At 59.1% G+C, this 18,848-nt stretch carries 18 protein-coding genes; 2 read left to right on the top strand and 16 right to left on the bottom strand.

Going from position 1 to position 18,848, the window contains the following annotated elements:
• Positions 1–14: 14 nt before the first annotated feature.
• The 8 genes from pgsA to IG616_RS07665 all read right to left on the bottom strand — a co-directional run bounded on the left by pgsA (position 15) and on the right by IG616_RS07665 (position 9,653).
• Positions 15–587, bottom strand: coding sequence for a CDP-diacylglycerol--glycerol-3-phosphate 3-phosphatidyltransferase (gene pgsA, locus IG616_RS07630; RefSeq protein WP_192147539.1), 573 nt, complete (start codon positions 585–587; stop codon positions 15–17).
• 89 nt (positions 588–676) lie between these two features.
• Positions 677–964 carry an HlyU family transcriptional regulator gene (locus IG616_RS07635; protein ID WP_192147540.1) on the bottom strand — a complete coding sequence of 96 codons (288 nt, stop codon included), beginning with the start codon at positions 962–964 and terminating at the stop codon, positions 677–679.
• 85 nt (positions 965–1,049) lie between these two features.
• Positions 1,050–2,723, bottom strand: a complete 1,674-nt coding sequence (locus tag IG616_RS07640) for a tetratricopeptide repeat-containing sulfotransferase family protein (protein ID WP_192147541.1) — start codon at positions 2,721–2,723, stop codon at positions 1,050–1,052.
• Between the two features lie 247 nt (positions 2,724–2,970).
• The gene (locus IG616_RS07645; RefSeq protein WP_192147542.1) at positions 2,971–4,644 is read right to left on the bottom strand and encodes a tetratricopeptide repeat-containing sulfotransferase family protein; all 1,674 of its coding nucleotides are present in this window, start codon (positions 4,642–4,644) and stop codon (positions 2,971–2,973) included.
• 348 nt (positions 4,645–4,992) lie between these two features.
• Entirely contained in the window at positions 4,993–5,574 is a 582-nt protein-coding gene (locus tag IG616_RS07650) for a thymidine kinase (protein ID WP_192147543.1), read from the bottom strand.
• Between the two features lie 189 nt (positions 5,575–5,763).
• Entirely contained in the window at positions 5,764–7,755 is a 1,992-nt protein-coding gene (uvrC, locus tag IG616_RS07655; RefSeq protein WP_192147544.1) for an excinuclease ABC subunit UvrC, read from the bottom strand.
• Positions 7,756–7,834: 79 nt separating this feature from the next.
• The gene (locus IG616_RS07660; RefSeq protein WP_192147545.1) at positions 7,835–8,602 is read right to left on the bottom strand and encodes an SDR family oxidoreductase; all 768 of its coding nucleotides are present in this window, start codon (positions 8,600–8,602) and stop codon (positions 7,835–7,837) included.
• Between the two features lie 76 nt (positions 8,603–8,678).
• Positions 8,679–9,653, bottom strand: a complete 975-nt coding sequence (locus tag IG616_RS07665; protein ID WP_192147546.1) for a calcium/sodium antiporter — start codon at positions 9,651–9,653, stop codon at positions 8,679–8,681.
• A 323-nt stretch (positions 9,654–9,976) separates the two neighbouring features.
• Here IG616_RS07665 and IG616_RS07670 point away from each other — a divergent pair, with 323 nt between their 5' ends.
• A complete protein-coding gene (locus tag IG616_RS07670) occupies positions 9,977–10,639 on the top strand; it encodes an outer membrane protein (RefSeq protein WP_192147547.1) in 663 nt (220 codons plus the stop codon).
• An 80-nt stretch (positions 10,640–10,719) separates the two neighbouring features.
• On the opposite strand, the gene IG616_RS07675 is transcribed toward IG616_RS07670, so the two are convergent.
• The 7 genes from IG616_RS07675 to IG616_RS07705 form a co-directional block, all read right to left on the bottom strand.
• Positions 10,720–11,367, bottom strand: a complete 648-nt coding sequence (locus IG616_RS07675; protein WP_192147548.1) for a glutathione S-transferase family protein — start codon at positions 11,365–11,367, stop codon at positions 10,720–10,722.
• A 62-nt stretch (positions 11,368–11,429) separates the two neighbouring features.
• A complete protein-coding gene (locus IG616_RS07680) occupies positions 11,430–12,095 on the bottom strand; it encodes a ribonuclease T2 family protein (protein ID WP_192147549.1) in 666 nt (221 codons plus the stop codon).
• A gap of 21 nt (positions 12,096–12,116) precedes the next feature.
• On the bottom strand, positions 12,117–12,557 hold the full coding sequence (locus IG616_RS07685; RefSeq protein ID WP_209007341.1) for a hypothetical protein: 441 nt from the start codon (positions 12,555–12,557) through the stop codon (positions 12,117–12,119).
• An 82-nt stretch (positions 12,558–12,639) separates the two neighbouring features.
• A complete protein-coding gene (locus IG616_RS07690; protein WP_192147550.1) occupies positions 12,640–13,488 on the bottom strand; it encodes a 23S rRNA (adenine(2030)-N(6))-methyltransferase RlmJ in 849 nt (282 codons plus the stop codon).
• A gap of 5 nt (positions 13,489–13,493) precedes the next feature.
• Complete coding sequence (locus IG616_RS07695; protein WP_192147551.1) at positions 13,494–14,018, bottom strand: GNAT family N-acetyltransferase; 525 nt, start codon at positions 14,016–14,018, stop codon at positions 13,494–13,496.
• A 260-nt stretch (positions 14,019–14,278) separates the two neighbouring features.
• A complete protein-coding gene (locus tag IG616_RS22835; RefSeq protein WP_209007342.1) occupies positions 14,279–15,085 on the bottom strand; it encodes a cold-shock protein in 807 nt (268 codons plus the stop codon).
• 220 nt (positions 15,086–15,305) lie between these two features.
• A complete protein-coding gene (locus tag IG616_RS07705; RefSeq protein ID WP_209007343.1) occupies positions 15,306–16,397 on the bottom strand; it encodes a DUF1176 domain-containing protein in 1,092 nt (363 codons plus the stop codon).
• 159 nt (positions 16,398–16,556) lie between these two features.
• Between IG616_RS07705 and IG616_RS07710 the strand changes: the two genes are divergently transcribed.
• Positions 16,557–17,237, top strand: a complete 681-nt coding sequence (locus IG616_RS07710) for an MBL fold metallo-hydrolase (RefSeq protein WP_209007344.1) — start codon at positions 16,557–16,559, stop codon at positions 17,235–17,237.
• A gap of 40 nt (positions 17,238–17,277) precedes the next feature.
• Here IG616_RS07710 and IG616_RS07715 read toward each other — a convergent pair whose 3' ends face one another.
• Positions 17,278–18,231, bottom strand: coding sequence for a DUF1402 family protein (locus tag IG616_RS07715; RefSeq protein WP_192147588.1), 954 nt, complete (start codon positions 18,229–18,231; stop codon positions 17,278–17,280).
• Positions 18,232–18,848 lie beyond the last annotated feature (617 nt).

Raw genomic sequence — 18,848 nt, forward strand, 5'->3', positions numbered from 1 at the left:
AGATCCTTTCCCGGTCATTCCTCAATCAGATGACCGATGCCCGCGCGGAAATAATCGTAGCCGGTGTAAAGCGTCAGGATTGCGGCGAACCAGAGAGCAATAAGACCCGCCAGAACAGTGCCAGGCAGCACGACTTCACCTGCGGGGCCCGCGAGCAGCAGAGCGATGGCAACGAGCTGCACCGTGGTTTTCCATTTGGCAAGGCGCGTAACGGGAACGCTGACCTGAAGCTCTGCAAGAAACTCGCGCAGACCGGAGACAAGGATCTCGCGGCAAAGAATGATGATTGCCGCGACCATCGACCAGCCGCCGATTGTGCCGTCCGCACCAAGCATGAGGAGGCAGACCGAAACAAGGAGCTTGTCCGCAATCGGGTCCAGCATCCGTCCCAAGGCGGATTGCTGCTGCCAGGCGCGGGCAAGATATCCATCGAAGAAATCCGTTATCGCCGCGACGATAAAGATCCCGAGAGCGATCCAGCGGGGTGTGTTTCCTTCAAAATAGAAACAACCCGCGACAGCGGGAACCGCCGCGATGCGCCCATAAGTGAGAATGTTCGGCAGGCTTAAAGCGACGTTTCTTTTCATGGTCTTTCGGATCTTCAGGTCCGGATGGGAACCGGACACAAGCATGGTACCGGATGGCTGTCAACGCGAAGCCGCGGCCAACTTGACCATCAATTGAACAAGGATGACCCTTGCTGATCAATCACGAGTTTTGCCTTCCGAACCATATTCTCTATGGCATCCTTTTCTGACGGCAAGGTGTCGGCCCGAATGAACTGATGAACCAGGCGCACGCCATCCGGCCCTTCCTTCTCGATGCGTCCTGCAATCTGCCACTGACCATTCACATTGCGCGGCGACGGAATGATCTCGAACTCCTTGTAGGCGATGACGGTTTCTTCTTTTGGCGCCTTGGGCTCGGACGATCCCAAAAGACGCTTCAACAATCCACCAAGCATGATCTTTCCTTCCGCGAGATCCGGGGCCGGGATCCGATGGATCCGTCTGTAACCGGTTTAGCTTGGTGCGCCCTTCCGCATCAAGTCATACATCTGTTGACATGGACGCTTTTGACCGGCCGGTGAAGTCGGTGTTGGCGGCTTCGGGAGGCCGGGAAGATGCTGCGGGTAGCGAATTGCTTTGTTCAATTACAGGAGCCAGTGGGCCGAGTGCCTGGAAAAGGTCTCCAAGGAAAGAGCTGTGACGGCGCCAGCGCCCGACGGAGGACCGATAGATCGGCCTGCGCACCTGGACGTTAGAGAATGTGGTAACCGGAGTATCGCTGTTATAGAACTCCAGACAGTCGGCCTCCCAGTCCAGCCCGGCAGAGGTGATCAAGCTCCGGCTCGTCTCTTCCTGACCGGCGACAAGCTTTTCGTAGGACAGTCCATGGATAGGCACGGGAAGGTTGGTCTTCCAGTGGTCCATCAAGCCAGAATATGTCCGGAAATACGTGCCGACACTGGTTTGGCTGTGAGCGTAGTTGTGTTCCGGCGAAAGCGCGTGGGAAAGGAGGGACATGCATGTGTCTGCCGGTTCCCGCTCGCAGTGAATGAAGGTGGCCTTCGGGAAAAGAAGGGCCATTAGCCAGAGCATCTCGAAATTATGCGGCATCTTGTCGGTAACCCGGCTGGCGCGCTTGCTGATCCCGTCGAGAACCGCCAGATACCTGGATGCCAATTTCCGGAAGTCCCGGCCTTCCATCGTCCGCAGGCGCTGTTCAAGGGCTGCGCTTGGTTTGCCGTTCAGCCCAAGAGTGTCCTGCGCTTCCATGAAGAAGGAGAGTTCTCCGCCCGCAGATACCTTGCTGTGACGGTTGAAAATCTGCTCGACAAGGGTCGTGCCAGACCGGGGCATACCGAAGATGAACAGGGGTTTTTGAGAGAGAGAGCCAACATCCTGCCGTTCTTCAAAGAAGTCCTTTGTGAAGATCTCCTTCAGAAAGGCAATACGCTCTTCGTGAGCGGCCGCATCGAAAGGCTTGTAATGGATATCGCGGGCGAGCCGGTAATGGTCCCGGGCCCGCTCGGACTCTCCCAAGTCATAATAGACCTTCCCGGCCGCCCAATGAAGGGAGGCTGCTTCATCAGGAGGCAGATCCTGGGATGGTGCGGCCAGAATGGCTTCAATCTGGTCTAGCTCTGCCGGGCGTTCCTTGTGCCGGCGGGCAAGGGCCAAGCCATGGTGTGCCGCTCCCAGTTCCTTCCCGGCTGCAATGGCTTTGCCGAACCAGTTTTTCGCGCTTTCGATCTCTCCGATAGAAACATCAAGGCTGCCGAGACCGACCAGTGCATAGCCATTTTCCGGATCAAGCTTGAGGGCGCGGTCAAAGCTCTGCCGGGCCATCACGGGCTTGCGGTCCTGGCGGTAGACATCACCAAGCTGGGCATGGAGGTCGGCAATATCCGGCGCAAGGGCGATGGCCTTTTTCAAGGCCTCCTTGGCGCCTTTCAGGTCACGGTTCTTGAGCAGGGCGAGGCCGAGAAGCTGAAACACCTGCGGATGCTTCTTGGCCTTTGAAGCCGCGATCTGGAAATGAACGATGGCCTGGCCGGTAAAGCCTGCCTGGAATGCGGCAATTCCAAGCGAGAAATTGGCCTGAGGGTGGTTTGGAGCCTGATCCAGCACGTCCTTGAAAAGGGAGAGTGCTTCCTCAATGCGCCCTGCATGCTGCAACGCGAGCGCGTCCGCAGCAATGCGTTCGACAGCCTGGTTCATGTGATTGCCAATTTTCTGTTGCGCGGGCTTGGGAGAAAGCGGCGCGGAAAGAGTAAACTCTAGAGTTTAATTTCTGGCAGAAATGGGTCCGAATTAAGGCCTGAATGTGCGATATTGTATCGGATTGTCTCTGCCGCGAAGGGGGCGAACGGTGCAGATTTCCAGAAAGCCTTGTTCTCCGCCAGTTCTGGAAAGGAGCGCGCAGCCAGGCCGGGAATGCCCATAAGGGGCGTGCTCTTTTTCCGGCTCAGGAAAAGTTGCAGGCAATGGTCTCCTGTTGTGGATGACGGTCATTGGCCACCGGCCCTGTTTCGACGGACGAGGTCCTATGACCGGTGTCTTGTGAGGTTTCACTTGGCGCATGAGGCCCAAGCGCCTCCAGAAGGTCACCCAGATAGGCCTTGTGACGGATCCAGCGGCCAACAGAACTGAGGAAGATCGGCCTGCGGACCTGGGTGTCCGAAATGGTCGTGACCGGAGCATCGCCTTTGTAGAACTCCAAGCATGCGTCCTGCCAGTCCAGGCCACAATGCTCGACCAGACTGCGGCTCTGCTCGATCTGGTCATGGACGAGGCGCTCATAGCTGAGGTCGCGGATCTCTAACGGTAGAACCTCTTTCCAATGTTCCATGAGCGTCATGTATTCACGGTAGTAGGCGCCAACGGTGGTTTGCGTACGGCAGTAGTTATGGGCGGGTGACATGGCGTGGGACAGAAGCGACACGCACGTATCGGCAGGGGAGCGGACGCAGTGGATGTAAGATGCCTTCGGGAACAAAACGGCCATCAGCCAGAGCATCTCGAAGTTATGCGGCATCTTGTCGGTCACATGCCGGGTGCGGCTGGAAACGGCCTTGAGGTCCTCGATATAGCGCTGTGCGAGGATCCGGAACTCGGTCTTGCCCATGGCTTGCAGCCGGGCTTGGAGGGCGGAACCCGGCCTGGCGAGCATGCCAAAGTCATTCTGGAAATGACGGAAGAAACGCTGCTCGCCGCCGCTGGCAACATCCGAGTGACGGGCAAGAATCTGTTCGGCCAGTGTCGTGCCTGAGCGTGGCATGCCGAAGATGAAGATGGGCTTGGTGGAATTGGTACCCATTCCGGCGCGGTCCTCAAAGAAGCGGCGGTCGAAGGTTTCCCGGAGGAAAGCGAGCCGCTCCTTGTAGGCTGCGATGTCGAACGGGGCATAGTGGATGCGGCGGGCAGTGCGGAAGTGGTCGGAGGCGTGAGCCGTGTCGCCGAGATCATAGTAGATTTTTCCGGCGGCCCAGTTGAGTTCCGCCTTAGCGGCGGGGTTTGCGTCGATCTGGCTGTTTTTCAGGAGTTTTTCGATCAGGTCGAGTTCGGTGGGGCGGGTTTCATGCTGTTTGGTGAAGGCGAGACGGTGCAGGGCAGTGGGCAGTTCCTTGCCGGCCTTGACAGCTTTCGTGAACCATTCCGTTGCCTGATCAATGTTGCCGATCGAGATTTCCAGCTGGCCCATCCCGACTAGGGCATAGCCATTGACCGGGTCCAGGGCCAAAGCCTTTTCATAGCTCTGCCGGGAGAGAACGGGCTTGTGACGCAGGCGGTGAAGGTCGCCCATATGGGCGTGAATGTCGGAGTTGTCCGGAGACAGGTTTACGGCTTTGCGCAGAGCAGCTCGGGCGCCAGGATAGTCGCCCGAGTTCATCAGAGCCAGGCCGAAAAGCTGCTGGGCTTGCGGATGTTTTGGGGCCTTTTCTGCGGCAATGGCAAGGTGGGTGAGGGCGGTGCGCAGATCCCCTGCTTGATAGGTCGCAATGCCGATCGAGAAATTTGCCTGAGCATGGGACGGATCCAGCTTCAGGACCTCACGGAAAAGGGGCAAGGCCGCGTCGATCTGCCCGGCATGCTGCAATGCCAAAGCTTCGGCAGCCAGACGATGAGTTGCCTGGGTCATATGTCGCCATTTCCTTGAAGAGCGGAGCCTGGGAGGAAGCTGCGCGTTTCAGGTAAACTATACAGTGTAGTTTATAGCGAAATTCTTGTTCAAATGCGGCTAAATAATGTCGAGATGTATCCAGTTGTCTCTGATGGCGGAAAACTGCGGATTTGATGGCCTGAAAATAGTGAGTTATGTGCGGCGGGGAGGACCTTAATTGGTCAAAGAAGCTCGCTTATTGTTTCGCTCCTTGTTTCAGCTTCCCAGCGCTCTCAGTGCGTAGTCCGGTGGCAGGGAAGCGCCCCCTCTAGGGTACGAACCCATAAATTTGACGCGCCATTGCCGTCAAATTTATGGGTTCGTACCCTAGGGCTTCAGCTTTTTCGCGGCCCAGTGTTTGCGGCACAGGGAGACATAGGTCTCTTCGCCGCCAATGACCACCTGCTCGCCTTCATCGACAATGTTTCCGTTTGCATCCATGCGGGCGACCATGGTGGCCTTGCTCCCGCACCAGCAGATGGTCTTGATTTCCCGCAGGTTGTCGGCAATTGCCAGCAGTGCCGCGCTGCCGGGGAAAAGCTTGCCCTGGAAATCGGTGCGAAGGCCGAAACACATCACCGGAATCCGCAGCTCGTCGGCGACGCGAGCCAGCTGCCAGACCTGCTTTTCTGTCAGGAACTGAGCTTCGTCGACGAAAATGGCATGCAGCGGTTCCATGGCCATCGTGGATTGTATCTGGCTGAAGAGGTCATCTTCCCGCTCGAAGATGGTCGCCTCCGAACTGAGGCCGATCCGCGACGCGATCCGCCCTTTGCCTGCGCGATCGTCCAGGGCGGCAATGAACAGCAGGGTGTTCATGCCCCGCTCCTCGTAATTGTAGGAGGCCTGGAGCAAGACGGTCGACTTGCCGGCGTTCATGGAGGAGTAGTTGAAATAGAGCTTAGCCATGATCGCTTCCGGCTTTGTTTTCTGTCGTTCTCGGGAATCGCTTCGCGCGGCGGCGATTGTTGACGCGGCAAGCACAAGGCTCAATGATTCTGAGCAAGGAAGCGGTGATTGACGGGGGAAAACCGCTGCTGGAACGTGGCGGCCTAATCCTTGACCGCCCATCAGGGGCAGTCAGAGAAGGGGCGGGCCTTATTCGTGGAAATGGTCATAAACCAGCTTGGCGATGGCCTCGGAAATTCCGGGAACCGAGGTCAGATCGTCCATACCTGCCTTCGAGACGGCTTTGGCCGTGCCGAAATGACGGAGCAGGGCGCGTTTGCGCGTCGGGCCAATACCGGCGATGTCGTCCAACGGGTTCCTGGTGATGTCCTTCTTGCGCCGTGCACGGTGTGAGCCGATGGCAAACCGGTGGGCCTCATCGCGCAGGCGCTGCACGAAATAGAGCACCGGATCGCGTTCGGGCAGCATGAAGGACGGTTTGCCCGGGATGAAGAACTTTTCCCGGCCCGCGTCCCGGTCCGGCCCTTTGGCGATGCCGACCAGCGGCACACCGGTTACGCCCAGGGCCTCAAGGATCTCCTGCACGGCGCCAAGCTGGCCCTGACCGCCGTCGATCAGCACCAGATCCGGCCAGGCGGGAATGTCCATGGAAGCGGCTTCATCAGCCTCGGAACCTGCTTCCTCGAAAGCTTCCTGATCCTGCCGGAGTTCGTCTTCCTGAGTCTCCTCAGCGGTCTCTTCCAGTCTCGCATGTTCCCGCATAAGCCGGGAAAACCGCCGCGTAAGTACCTCTCGCATCATGCCGTAGTCATCGCCCGGAACCAGGTCTTCGGACTTGATGTTGAACTTGCGGTAATGGGCCTTGGCAAAGCCTTCGGGCCCGGCAACGATCATGCCACCAACCGCGTTGGTGCCCATGATGTGGGAGTTGTCATAGACCTCGATCCGGCGCGGGGTTTCCTTAAGGCCGAAGGCTTCCGCCACACCTTCCAGCAGGCGGGTCTGGCTGGAGGTTTCCGCAAGCCGACGCCCGAGTGCTTCGCGGGCATTGGTCAACGCATGGTCGACGAGTTCCCGCTTCTCACCACGCTTGGGAACTGCAATCTCCACCTTCCGGCCCGTGCGTTCGCTCAAGGCCTGGGATAGAAGATCCAGCTCTTCCACTCCGTGAGACAGAAGAATCAGGCTGGGAGCAGGCTTGTCGTCATAGAACTGGGCCAAGAAGCTTTCCAGCACGGCGCTTTCATCGAAGGACTTGTCCGCCTTCGGGAAATAGGCCCGGTTGCCCCAGTTCTGGCCGGTGCGGAAGAAGAAGACCTGCACGCAGGTTTGCCCGCCTTCCTGATGAATGGCGAAGACATCCGCCTCTTCCACGGTTTGCGGATTGATGCCTTGGTGGGACTGAATGTGGGACAAGGCTGCCAGCCGGTCGCGGTAGATTGCAGCTCTTTCGAAGTCCAGAGCCTCTGAAGCGCTTTCCATGTGCTTGGCAAGTTCTGTCTTCACCAGTTGGCTTCTGCCGGACAGAAACGCCTTGGCCTCTGCGACGAGACCGCCATAGTCCTCGCCACTGATCTCACCCGTGCAAGGGCCGGCACAGCGCTTGATTTGATAAAGCAGACAGGGGCGCGATCTGTTCTCGAAATAACTGTCGGAGCAATTGCGGATCAGGAAGGCCTTCTGAAGTGCGTTGATCGTCCGGTCGACGGCACCAGCGGAGGCAAAGGGACCAAAATACTCACCCTTGCGCTTGCGCGCGCCACGATGTTTGACGATGGCGGGAGCCGCATGATCGCCGGTGATCAGGATATAGGGAAAGGACTTGTCGTCGCGTAGCAGAACGTTGAAGCGGGGACGAAGCCGCTTGATCAGGTTCGCTTCCAGAAGCAGGGCTTCCGCTTCCGTGCGGGTGACGACAAATTCCATCGCGGCTGTCGACATGATCATGCGCATGATGCGGTTCGACTGGCCTTGCAGGCGGGTGTAGTTGGAGACCCGCTTCTTCAGGCTTCGCGCTTTGCCCACGTAGAGCACATTGCCGTCTTCATCCAGCATCCGGTAAACGCCTGGCCCCATAGGCAGGCGCTTCACCTGATCGATGATCACATCCACACCCTTAGCAATCGGGGCAGCGAACTTGTCTTCGTCAGTCGGGGTCTGGGTGCTGGGTGTGTCTTGCATATGCGTTGCTGTCTGGCCGGGCGGCCCCTATCTGATTTTCTGGCCGCCGGATCAGCCTATCCGATTCCGTGGCCCAAGGTCATTCTCCGACGTCCGTGACATCCGGTGTCTGCCAGGCAAGATGCTGCCCGCCATCCAGGGCGATCATCTGTCCTGTTACGGACGGCGCTGACCAGAGATAACGGATCGTCGCACCAAACTCTGAAGGCTCAGGTCCGCGGTTCAGGGGAACGGCTTCCTTCTGCCGGGCGAAGTCACTCTCACTTTGCCGCGGGCTCCTGAAGCTTGGGCCGGGACCTATGGCATTGACGCGGACGCTTGGAGCCAATGCCTGAGCGAGAACCTGTGTCACTGTCCAAAGAGCGGACTTGGACAAAGTATAGGTCAGGGCCTGGGGCGTAAGCTTCCAGACCCGCTGGTCGATGATGTTCACCACAAGCCCTTGCCGTTTCCCGGAGAGGTGACGGGCAAAGCCGTCTGCAAGAAACAGCGGCGCCTTGGTGTGAATCGCCATATGGGCATCGAATTGCGCCGTATCCAGGCTGCCCGCGCGGTCGTCCTGGAATATGGAGGCATTGTTGATCAGAACATCAGCTCCACTGAACGCTTCAAGCGCCTTGCTTAGGAAGCTCTCCCGGCTTTTGTCGTCAGTGAGATCCGCGCTGAGCTCAACCGCCCGGCCGCCAAGGCGGCCAACCTCTGCCGCCAGCTCCCGGATCTTGCCGCCATTGGTGTGAGCGTGCAGCACGAGCGACCAGCCGGCTTGTGCCAGATCCAGCGCTATGGCGCGGCCGACGCGGCTCGAAGCGCCTGTTATGATGGCAATGGGCGGTGGTGTTGCGGCCATGATCCCTCCTGTTTTGACCCGTCCGGCGGGTACCTTTCCAGCCGTGGAACTGGGTGCTTACGCAAACCGCAAGCGGTCAGATCGTGGTGTTGAGGGAATAGACCATAAATGTGTAGAGGCCATAGGCAAGGCACAGCAGGGCGCCCGTGAATTTGCCGAGGCAGATCCTGCAGCGCGCAAGAGCGAGAAGCAGGACCGCGCAGCCAAGCATGACCCAGACGTCGAAGGAAATGATCTGCGCGGGCACATGCAAGGGAACAATCACGCTGGTAATGCCGATGATGGCCAGAAGATTGAAGATGTTCGAGCCGATCACATTGCCGATGGCGACGGCGCCCTGCTGACGGATCGCCGCCATGACCGAGGTCGCAAGTTCCGGAAGGGACGTGCCAAGGGCGACGACCGTCAGGCCGATGACAGCGTCGCTGACGCCCCAGGACTTGGCAATTTCCGTTGCCCCTTCAATGGTGAAATGAGCGCCAAGCGGCAGGCCAAGCAAGCCGAGCAGAATATAGAGACCGGCAAGCCACATGGCCTCCGGCACACCTTCCACTTCCTCCAGCTCGTCGTTATCGCCGCTGCAGGCCGCCTTGTCCTTGCGGTGGCGGCGGGTGGCCATCACGGAGTCGAACAGGAACACGCTCAGCAAGGTCAGAAGCACGAGGCCGGCTAGAAAACCGATCGGCGAAAAATAGCAAAGGCCGATGAAAACCACCGACACGAACACCATGAAAACCGAATTGCGGGTTGCTCCGTCTTCGCCGCAGGGCGTCGCCGCAATCAATGCCGGCATGCCGAGGACGAGTAGAACGTTGGCAATGTTGGATCCCACCACGTTACCGATTGCAAGCCCGCCGGCACCATCAAGTCCGGCACCGAGTGAAATGAACAGCTCTGGAGCAGATGTGCCGAAAGCGACAATTGTCAGGCCGATGACCAGGTTGGGAATGCCGAGACGCTTTGCGATGCCGACGGATCCTCTGACAAGGATGTCACCTGCCACGATAAGCGCGACAAGGCCGCCTGCAAGGCTAACGTATTCAAGCAGCATTTCCTGGAAATCCGGTTTTAGGTGTGTATTCAATGTGGGGTGAAGCCCGTCTGCACACAGGTGCTTTGACGCGCCGGACTTATAGACAATAGATATGCACAGTGGAACCCATCCGCTAGAACCCCCACGCAAATTTGCAAAATGCGAGAAACTTAACGTGCTGGTAAGCACGTCAAGGAAAGACCTTATTTCGCCCCTGAATCTTCAAATTTTACGAATTCATTGGCCACAATGGCCGCTCATAACTTTGAACGGGTGAGGATGGGGACTGCCGGGTGGCGGTCCGCATTTCATACTGGACTAGTACATCTGGAGTTATGATCATGAAGCGTCTCGCACTTGCAGGACTTTCCGCCGTCGCCATCACCGGCGCTGCCGCGCCTGTGTTCGCGGCCGACCTTCCGCAGCCGGCGGAACCGGCACCTTATGTCGACAACTACGCACCAGCTGCTCGTTTCGACTGGTCGGGTTTCTACGCCGGTGCCAATCTGGGCTGGGGTTTCGGCAACTTTGACAATCGCAACGCTCCCGATATCGACGCCAATGGCGTCACCGGTGGTATTCACGCCGGTTACAACATCATGCTGAACCCGAATGTTCTGGCAGGTGTGGAAGCCGATTTCATGTTCTCTGACATGGAAGATTCGAAGTCTTTCGGCGCCAATACCATCAAGAACAGCTCTGACTGGAATTCCACGGTTCGCGGCCGCTTGGGCTACACCTTCGACCGGTTCCTGGTCTACGGAACCGGCGGTCTTGCCATTGCCGACCTTGAAACCAAGGTCAACGGCAGTAAGAATGACTCCACCGCAGTGGGCTGGACGGTTGGTGCCGGTGTTGAAGGCGCCATTACGCAGAACGTGACCGCTCGTCTTGAGTATGATTATCAGGACTATGGTTCGAAAAAATACTCGATCGGTGGTACCGGATACCGTACCGACTTTGACCAGAGTCTGGTTCGCGCTGGTGTGAGCTACAAGTTCTAAGAGCCTGTCTTCGTGGCGGCTCTCAAGCCGATAAATTAAGAAAGGCCCGGGCATGTCCCGGGCCTTTTGCGTGGGTGCCGTTAGCGCAGCTGAGCGACAGCCGCAGGAATCGGGGCTGGATCCAGGCGGGTTTCCGCGAAGGCGGGAACCGCGGCATCGAAGCTGTCGAGCCAGGCGGTGAGATTGGGACGGCCCTCACGCCATTCGCCCGCAAAGCGCAGATCGAGATATCCCAGCGCACAGGCAAGTGCGATCGAACCCGCATCCGCGTCTGCCGCGGATGTCAGGGGGGGCGGTGTGTTTCCCTCCAGCCAGTCCAGGCCGCGGGTCACCTTGGCCTGCTGGTAGGCCAGCCAGTCCGGGAACCGGAATTCTTCGGGCTTGAAGCGCTTCTCATAGACCTGGAGAATGGACGCGTCGACGATACCGTCAGAAAGCGCCTGAAGACGCAGGACCGGGAAACGGGCTTCCCCCTCGGGCAGCAGGCGGTTGCCGCCCGCCATGAAATCCAGATATTCGGTGATGACGCGGCTGTCATAGAGCACGCTGCCGTCATCCAGAACGAGAGCTGGTATCTTTCCAAGCGGGTTCTGGCCGCGCAGGCTGTCTTCAGGGTTGGCGGTATCTGCCACCTCGATGGTGATCTTGTCCATCAGATCCAGCAGCTTTGCGGCAATCTTGATCTTCCTGCCGAACGGAGACGGTGGGGAAGAGCGAAGCACAGGCATTGGTTTGTCCTTTCAAGGGCTCCGGCGTGCTGGAGCGGGCAGTGAGACGGTCATTCTTCCGGTCAGCGTACCGGGGGCGGGATTTTGATCCGGGTTGCTCGGCAGCCGGCGCGGTCAACTGCTTTGCAGCTTCGGAACTTCAAATCCCGGGTGAAGCAGATGCGGACTTCGTCGATCTCTCCCCGCGAACAGGTGACCGCCATCGCGGCATCGTTCAGGCCAGGGTTTGCAAGGCGGAAGGCCTTCTCGACGGTTTCCGGGGCGGCCAGATAGGTCTTGTTCGTGTTCTTCAAGGCTGGCGGAATGCGGATCTTCTCGAAAGCGGCCCTAAGGGTTTCCAGATACTCACCTGCGGAAAGGCCCGAGCAGGTTCCGTGCTTGCGCCATTCGTGATTGATCAGACCGCGGCTGGGCATGATATCGAGCACGGACTCCACCTGAGCCCGGGTTGGACCCGACATGTCCGTACGGCAGAAGTCCGGCCAGCCGCGCTCATATTGCGGCCACAGGCCGTGGACAATGAAGCCGAAGGGCTTGGCCGCCCGGCATTGTGTTGGATCCGCATCACGTCCCTTCGCCGCGCAATAACTGGGGGACCAGGAAAGCGAAAGAACATAATAGTCGAAGTCGCCAGCCCGGTCCTCGGCCCGCGCGAGCGCGTGGCCCCAAACCAGCGCCGCAGTGAGAGACAGGATTGCTGCAGGTCTACGGAGAAAGCGCGCGAACATTCGGAAAAGACCCGTCAGATGTCAGCGTGGGCGGACAGTGCTGCAGCTCGCACCATAGACGCGCCACTTGTCGAAGGGGGCAAAGCAGGCTTCCACGTTCCAGCTCAAGCCGACAAAACCCGCATGCTCGACCAGCTTGTAATAGACCGTGTGCTGGCTGCCGTCGGTCAGCCGGGCAAGGCCTGTGCAGTAGCGGCGCTCAAGCGGACTGATTCCGTTGGTGTGGTTGGCAAGCTCCCGGATGTTCTCAAGGCCCATAACCGTGTGAAGCGTTCCGGAATAATGGGCTTCCCGGGCAAGACTCCCGCCGACGGCGGCCTGAACGGAGGCGGCTTCACACGCAGGCAACCGGCTTGACTGGGCCGGGCCATAATAGGGCGCATCCGCGGCCCTGGCTCCGGAGAGAGGCACCAGCGCTCCCATCGCGAGGGCGGCAGCAAGCAGGGTTCTGAACTTCTTCACGGGGCAGATCTCCAGCCTTCTAAGCAGAAACGACGATGGGGGAGGCGAAGGGCAAGGTCAAGCCATGGAATGGAACAGGCCGTCATTCCGGGATGATCTGCTTCACCTTCCAGTTCGCATCCGCGCCTTCTCTTAGCGTCTCGGTAAGCCAGGGCAGAGCCGCCTCCATCTCTCCGGCCAGTGTGAAGGGCGGGTTGATGATCGTCATGCCAGAACCCAGCATCGGCGTATCCGGTCCGCTGCGCCCGGTATTGAGCTCCAAGGCCAGAACATCGCGAACGCCTGCATCTTCCAGTGCAGCATGAAAGGCGGCTAGACCCCAGCGGTCCTTCAACGGATACCAGATGGCAAACACGCCGGAGGACCAGCGCTTCCAGGCCTTGACGACGGCCTTTGCCATTCGGCTGAACTCATCCGTTACCTCGAAGGCCGGGTCGATGATCGCAAGGCCGCGCTTTTCTTTCGGCGGAACAAAGCTGCCCATGGCAAGCCAGGCGTCCAGATGGATGGTCTTGACCTGATGGTCACCAGCAAAAAGATCCGCCAGTGTCTGGAAGTCCTTGGGATGAAGTTCGGTCAGGGTCAGCCGGTCCACCGGACGCATCAGTTTGCGGGCCAGCATGGGAGAGCCCGGATAGGCGGTCAGCTGATCAGGGCTGTTGACGCTTCGAACCACATCAAGCCAGGGCTTGAGAATTTCAGCAATATCCGCAGGGGGCTCGGAAGCCAGAACCTTGCCGATCCCTTTCTGCCACTCTCCCGTCTTCTGAGTTTCCTCGGAGGTCAGGTCGTACGTGCCAATGCCCGCATGCGTATCGATGATGCGGAACGGGCGGTCCTTGCGCTGAAGATAGACAATCAGGCGTGCGAGAACGGCGTGCTTCAGCACATCCCCAATGTTTCCAGCATGATAGGCGTGGCGATAGTTCACTTGATTTATATCTCTTTCATTGCCGCGTCGTGCTGAAGAAAAACCACGGCCATGTCACCATAGTCCGCCGTGCCGATCTCGCGGAATCCAATCCGTGCATGAAACCGGCGGGAGCCGGGGTTATCAGGGCGGGTGTTGACCTCGCACACGACAGGGCCGTCTTCGGGGGTAAGTGCCGCTATGACGCTTTGGTAGAGGCTTTCGCCGATCCCCTGGTTGCGGGCCCCAGGAGCCAGGCAGATGCGATCAACATAGGCGAACCTGTCGAGCTGCCCGCTGAGCCATCGGTAGTTCCGGCTCGCATAGCTGGTTCCTTCTGGCAAGCAGAGGAGGAAGCCCAGCGGTTTGCCATCCCGCTCAGCGGTCAGACTGTGGCTCGCCATGGCAATCAGGTCCCGCAACTTGGCCAAAGTCAGTTCACCGACGGCTGGCACCGCGGCGTTGTTCATCACCAGAAGAGCGTCCAGATCAGATGTCTGAATGGGTCTGATGATCACCTGAGCACTGCCGGCGGGGGCTGGTGAAGACATGGGGATCCTTAATCTGGACAGTCTGGCGAAGGCCGATTTCTTTCCGCGCCTCTTCTCACATCTCAAGAATGGGCGCAATCAGCTGTTTGTTCGAGAAAACGGGTTCGGGATGGGCAATTAGGGCTGGGCGGACTGGCGATAGTCCCGCAATCTACCCGCATGCCGTTTATGGAGCCAAATCCTAGTAAACCCGGCAATGAAAAAGCGGCGGTTCGTGCGAACCGCCGCCCGTTTTAAAGCTTTGAAGCTTTAGGTCCCGCTCAGTCTTCGCTGCCGAAATCGGCTTCAGGCGCATCGCCGCCTTCTGCGATTTCCTGCAGGTTGACAGCCTTCGGACCCTTGCCACGACGATCCGGCTCGGTCTCGAAAGAGATGCGCTGACCGCTGTCGAGAGTGGTCAGGCCGGAACGTTCCACCGCGGAGATGTGAACGAAGACATCGGCTTCGCCGTTGTCCGGAGTGATGAAGCCGAAGCCCTTGTCGGACTTGAAGAACTTTACCACGCCATCCTGACGAGGTCCGCGTTCGACCGGAGTGTCGAATTCCGGACGCGGACGACGCGGACGGAAACCGCCTTCGCCGCCTTCGCCGCCTTCGCGGTTTCCGCCGCCGAAGCTGCGTCCACCGCCGTAGCCACCACCACCTTCACGGTTGCCGCCGCCAAAGCCGCCGCCGCTACGGCCGCCGCCATAACCGCCGCCACCTTCACGGTTGCCACCGCCATAGCCGCCGCCGCTGCGGCCGCCGCCGTAACCGCCACCGCCTTCACGGTTGCCGCCGCCATAGCCGCCGCCGCCTTCGCGGTTGCCGCCACCGTAACCACCGTCACGGCCGCCGCCGTAACCGCCACCTTCACGCCGGCCGCCACCATAACCGCCGCCGCTATCGCGTCCGCCGGCAAAGCCACCGCCGTCACGGCCGCTGCCGTAGCCGCCATCGCGCCCACCGCCGTAACCGCCACCAAAATCGCCGCCGCCAAACTCGCTGCCGAAGTCCTGCGGACCGCCAAACTCGCGCTTGCCGCCGCGACGTCCACGCGACCGCCGGTCCGAATCGCCATCGTGCATTACTTATTCACCTTAACTTCGTGCCTACCGCTAAAGGCACTTAACCCATTAAAATTGCTCGAATTTTTTTACGAGCTGTTCCATGCGGAGCGCATGGCCTGCGTCCGCTACCACTTACGGGATTGGGTTGAAACAAGGATGCCGCATCCCCATCCAGTCCGCTGCACTCTCATCATAAGGCTGTGTGCGGGAAAATCGCAAGTGAATCCTTGGGGGAATGCTATTTGGGTGACGTTGGGGCAGGCCACAGAAGCGGCCAGTCATGCAACGGTGTTTCCGTTCCGTCACACGTCATCCGGGAGGCTTCTGCAATCAGTGCGAAGGTCGAGCCTGTCCAGCGCCACCGGTTCCAGGTGCCACAATCGCCGATTCCGGAACCTTTATAGAGACCGTCGAGTTCAAGGGTTCCTGGGATCCATCTGGCATTGTAGATAATGTCGGATGCAATCGGTCCCAGCTCGGACAGGTGGGCCATTTGCAGTTGCCGGGCCTTGCCATCCGCGTAGGCGAGGACTGTCACATAAGCGGTGTTATAGGCCGTCGGGGAGCCGCAAGGCAGCAAATAGAGTGTGGTCTTGTCCGGTAATGGGGCCGCAATTGCATCGAGACCTGCAAAAATTGCGGGGTCGATCGAGGAACAGGTCCGGCTATGGTCCCAGGCCTGACGCACCGCCGGGGGGAGCGTTTCCGGCACCAGAACGGGTATGGCATGGGGCGCATCCTGGGGCATGTCATCACCAGAAACCGCGAGTGCTGTTTGGCTGCCAGACCGTTGCTGGCGCTGATCCATCCAGGCGAAAGCCTGCCGCAGTCCCTTGAGCGGGATTGTAATGTCCGCGGAGGCTCCATTGAGCGGCAAGGAAATCGTCAGCTGGTTGCCTGCGCGCATGGCATCAAGCAAAGCCATTGTGGTTGGCCCCGTCGGATACCAGAACCCTTCTCCGCCAATCGGCCGGAAACCGGTGGGGGACACGACCGAGCTTTGAGTTTCCCTGAGTTCTGCAACCGTGAAGGTCTCGACTTCGCGCCCATCAATGCTGAGGTTGACTGAACCTTCGCCGGCAAGAGGACTGTTGGCCGTGATGCGGACCAGAGGGGCCGCGCCTGCCTGCCAGTCCCGGACAATGCGGATGTCGACCCAGGCCGATTGCCCCCGCACCAGCGAGGATGTCAGGCACAAACCAGTGTTGCCGCAATCGACAGACCACTTGCCCCAGGACGGCATTGTACGGTCGCTGTCCGCCAAGGCGCCACTGGCCTGGAAAACGGAAAGCGTTGCCGCGAGTGCGATCCGGATAAGGGGCTGCATCATGGTTCGGGTATCCAAATCAGCCCGCTGGCTATCCAGCAGGCTTATCTTCTTGTACGAAAAGCAGAACCGAAGGTGAAGCGCTCCGGAAGCGATAAACGCTCCCGGATGCCTACTTTGCCCAGCAATTGTCACTTCCCCTTATGCGGGGGCTACGGGAGCATGTCCTTGTCGCAGTCCACTACGGGTTCTAACGCAGCTGAACTTCCCCCCATTCAGATTCTGATCATTCCGGTTACGCCGTTTCAGCAGAACTGCTCTCTGGTCTGGAATCCCTCGACCATGAAGGGCGTTGTGGTTGATCCGGGGGGAGACGTGCCTGAAATCATGGGGGCGATCAGACAGCATGGGGTGGAGGTGGAGAAGATCGTCCTGACCCATGGCCACATTGACCATGTCGGGGGTGCCGCGGATCTTGCCGCTCAGCTAAAGGTGCCGGTTGAGGGGCCGCATGAAGCAGACCGGCCGCTGATCAAGCGGGCTGCGGATCAGGCGCGGCAGTTTGGCCTGCCGCCGGTCGAACCGGTGGAGCCGGACCGCTGGCTGGTCGACGGAGATGTCATGGAAATGGCGGGTCGCACGTTTGATGTCCTGCACTGCCCTGGTCATGCTCCGGGCCACGTGGTGTTCTTCGACAAAGAGCTTCGCCTGGCGATCTCGGGCGATGTGCTGTTCGCCGGATCTGTTGGACGGACGGACCTGCCAGGCGGTGATCACGCGACGCTGATCAACTCCATCAAGACCAAACTCTATCCCTTGGGCGACGACGTCACGTTTCTGCCTGGCCATGGGCAGGCGTCGACCATTGGTCAGGAGCGGGCAACCAATCCCTTCCTGAAGTGAGAGCTAGCAGAATTTGTCAAAAGACCGGGCGAGCGTCCGGTCAAAGAACCGAGCGGATTTGCTCAAGCCGGTCGTTGACCAGCCAGCCGTAGTAGTTCTCGCTTGGCCAGGAGGCTCCGCTGCGGCGGAAGCGGGTTGCGCGCTTCCAAGGATCGCCGAGATTATAGAGCGTCGCGGTGATGCCTGGGTTTTTCGAGATATCGACCTTGCCGACAGCCTTGTAAGCCTCGATCGCGTCCTGAATGACGGCTGCCATATATTCCAGGGATATATCCGGGTCCATGGTGGCTTTATAGACAGCCTTGGGATCGGAAGCGCTCAGCGGCCGGTTCCGGCTCTGGCGGGCCACACGGTCGGTCATCTTCAGGACGGTCAGCGGGCTGAGCTGGCCAAGACCGAAGCTCTGGCCGGAGAAAAGCGGCTGAAAGAACGTCTCGTTGAAATTGGTGCCCGGATATCTTTGGCCACCAACGCGCTTGTTGCGGAACTTCGCTTCCCAGACCGTCTCATAGCATCCCCAGCGCCGGTCGCTATGCTGCTGAATGGACTTGGTCTGGCAGCGGTCGAATTCCGGGCGCTTCACGAATTCTTCGACATTTTCGCCATCATACTCGAATTTCAACGGAATACCGGCGTAGTTCAGCGCCTTGATATAATAGGATTGGGCACTGTCGAGCGTGTCATAATTATAGGTGTGTTCGCCGATGATCGCACCGATCATGTGAATCGGATCGATGTTGTAGCGGGCGGAAACCCTTTTGATCTTGGAGATCAGGCTGCTGTCCCGCTTCAGTACCGCAATGATCTTGTCAAACTTCTGATCATAGGTCGATTGCGCGGACTTGGTCCGGCGGGCCGAGGAATAGGGGATTGTGGGCTGACTGCGGTTGCGGTTGCCCTCTGGAACGACACGCACGCCTGCGGCTTCAGCAGTGGAGGCCATTGAGACGGCCAGCGTCAGGCTGCCTGCGGGCAATGCGGCTGTCAGGGCCATAAGGCCGACGAGTGTGGCCCTCAAGGTGGAACGGAAAGTCACGGGTTCACGCATCGCCTGTTGCTCAGGCCCTTGTTTCTTAAGCGCCGCAGTCTCACGTTGTCCAGGCCATGGCAGGACGCAACGCTTAGCGGAGGTTACGGTAGCAGGTGGTCGATCAGAAAGCCTGCCCCTGCAGGTGAAAACAGCCGCCATCGCCGGAAAAATCGCGGCCAAAGAACCACCGCTGCGCACCAGTTGCAAGAGTGCGTGTTTGCTGTGTCCCCAACCTGATAGCGCCCGGCGGGGAGTAATTCGCCTCAGGAGTCTCAGCCTGTCTGTCTTTTCAAGGGGTTGCATGCCGCTCATGCTGTTTGCGCCGATGTGGATAGGCGGTGGGTTGAACATGACGGCCGGAAGATGCCCTCTGATTCCGCATAGGGGCAGGACATGGCTTCTCTCGGCCAATGATTGCTGGGAATGGAGAGCCTGCTTGAGGCTGACAGCGCGGCAAAGTGCCATTCATCTCTTATCTGCTGCATTTTTCCCCGCTGTGTCTTTTGCCCCGGATGTTTTTTGCCGAGGAGACCCTGCTTTCAAAAGAGTGTCTTGTCTGTGATCCCGAGCACGGAAATCCG

This window comes from Roseibium litorale (assembly GCF_014842915.1).
GTDB lineage: Bacteria > Pseudomonadota > Alphaproteobacteria > Rhizobiales > Stappiaceae > Roseibium > Roseibium litorale.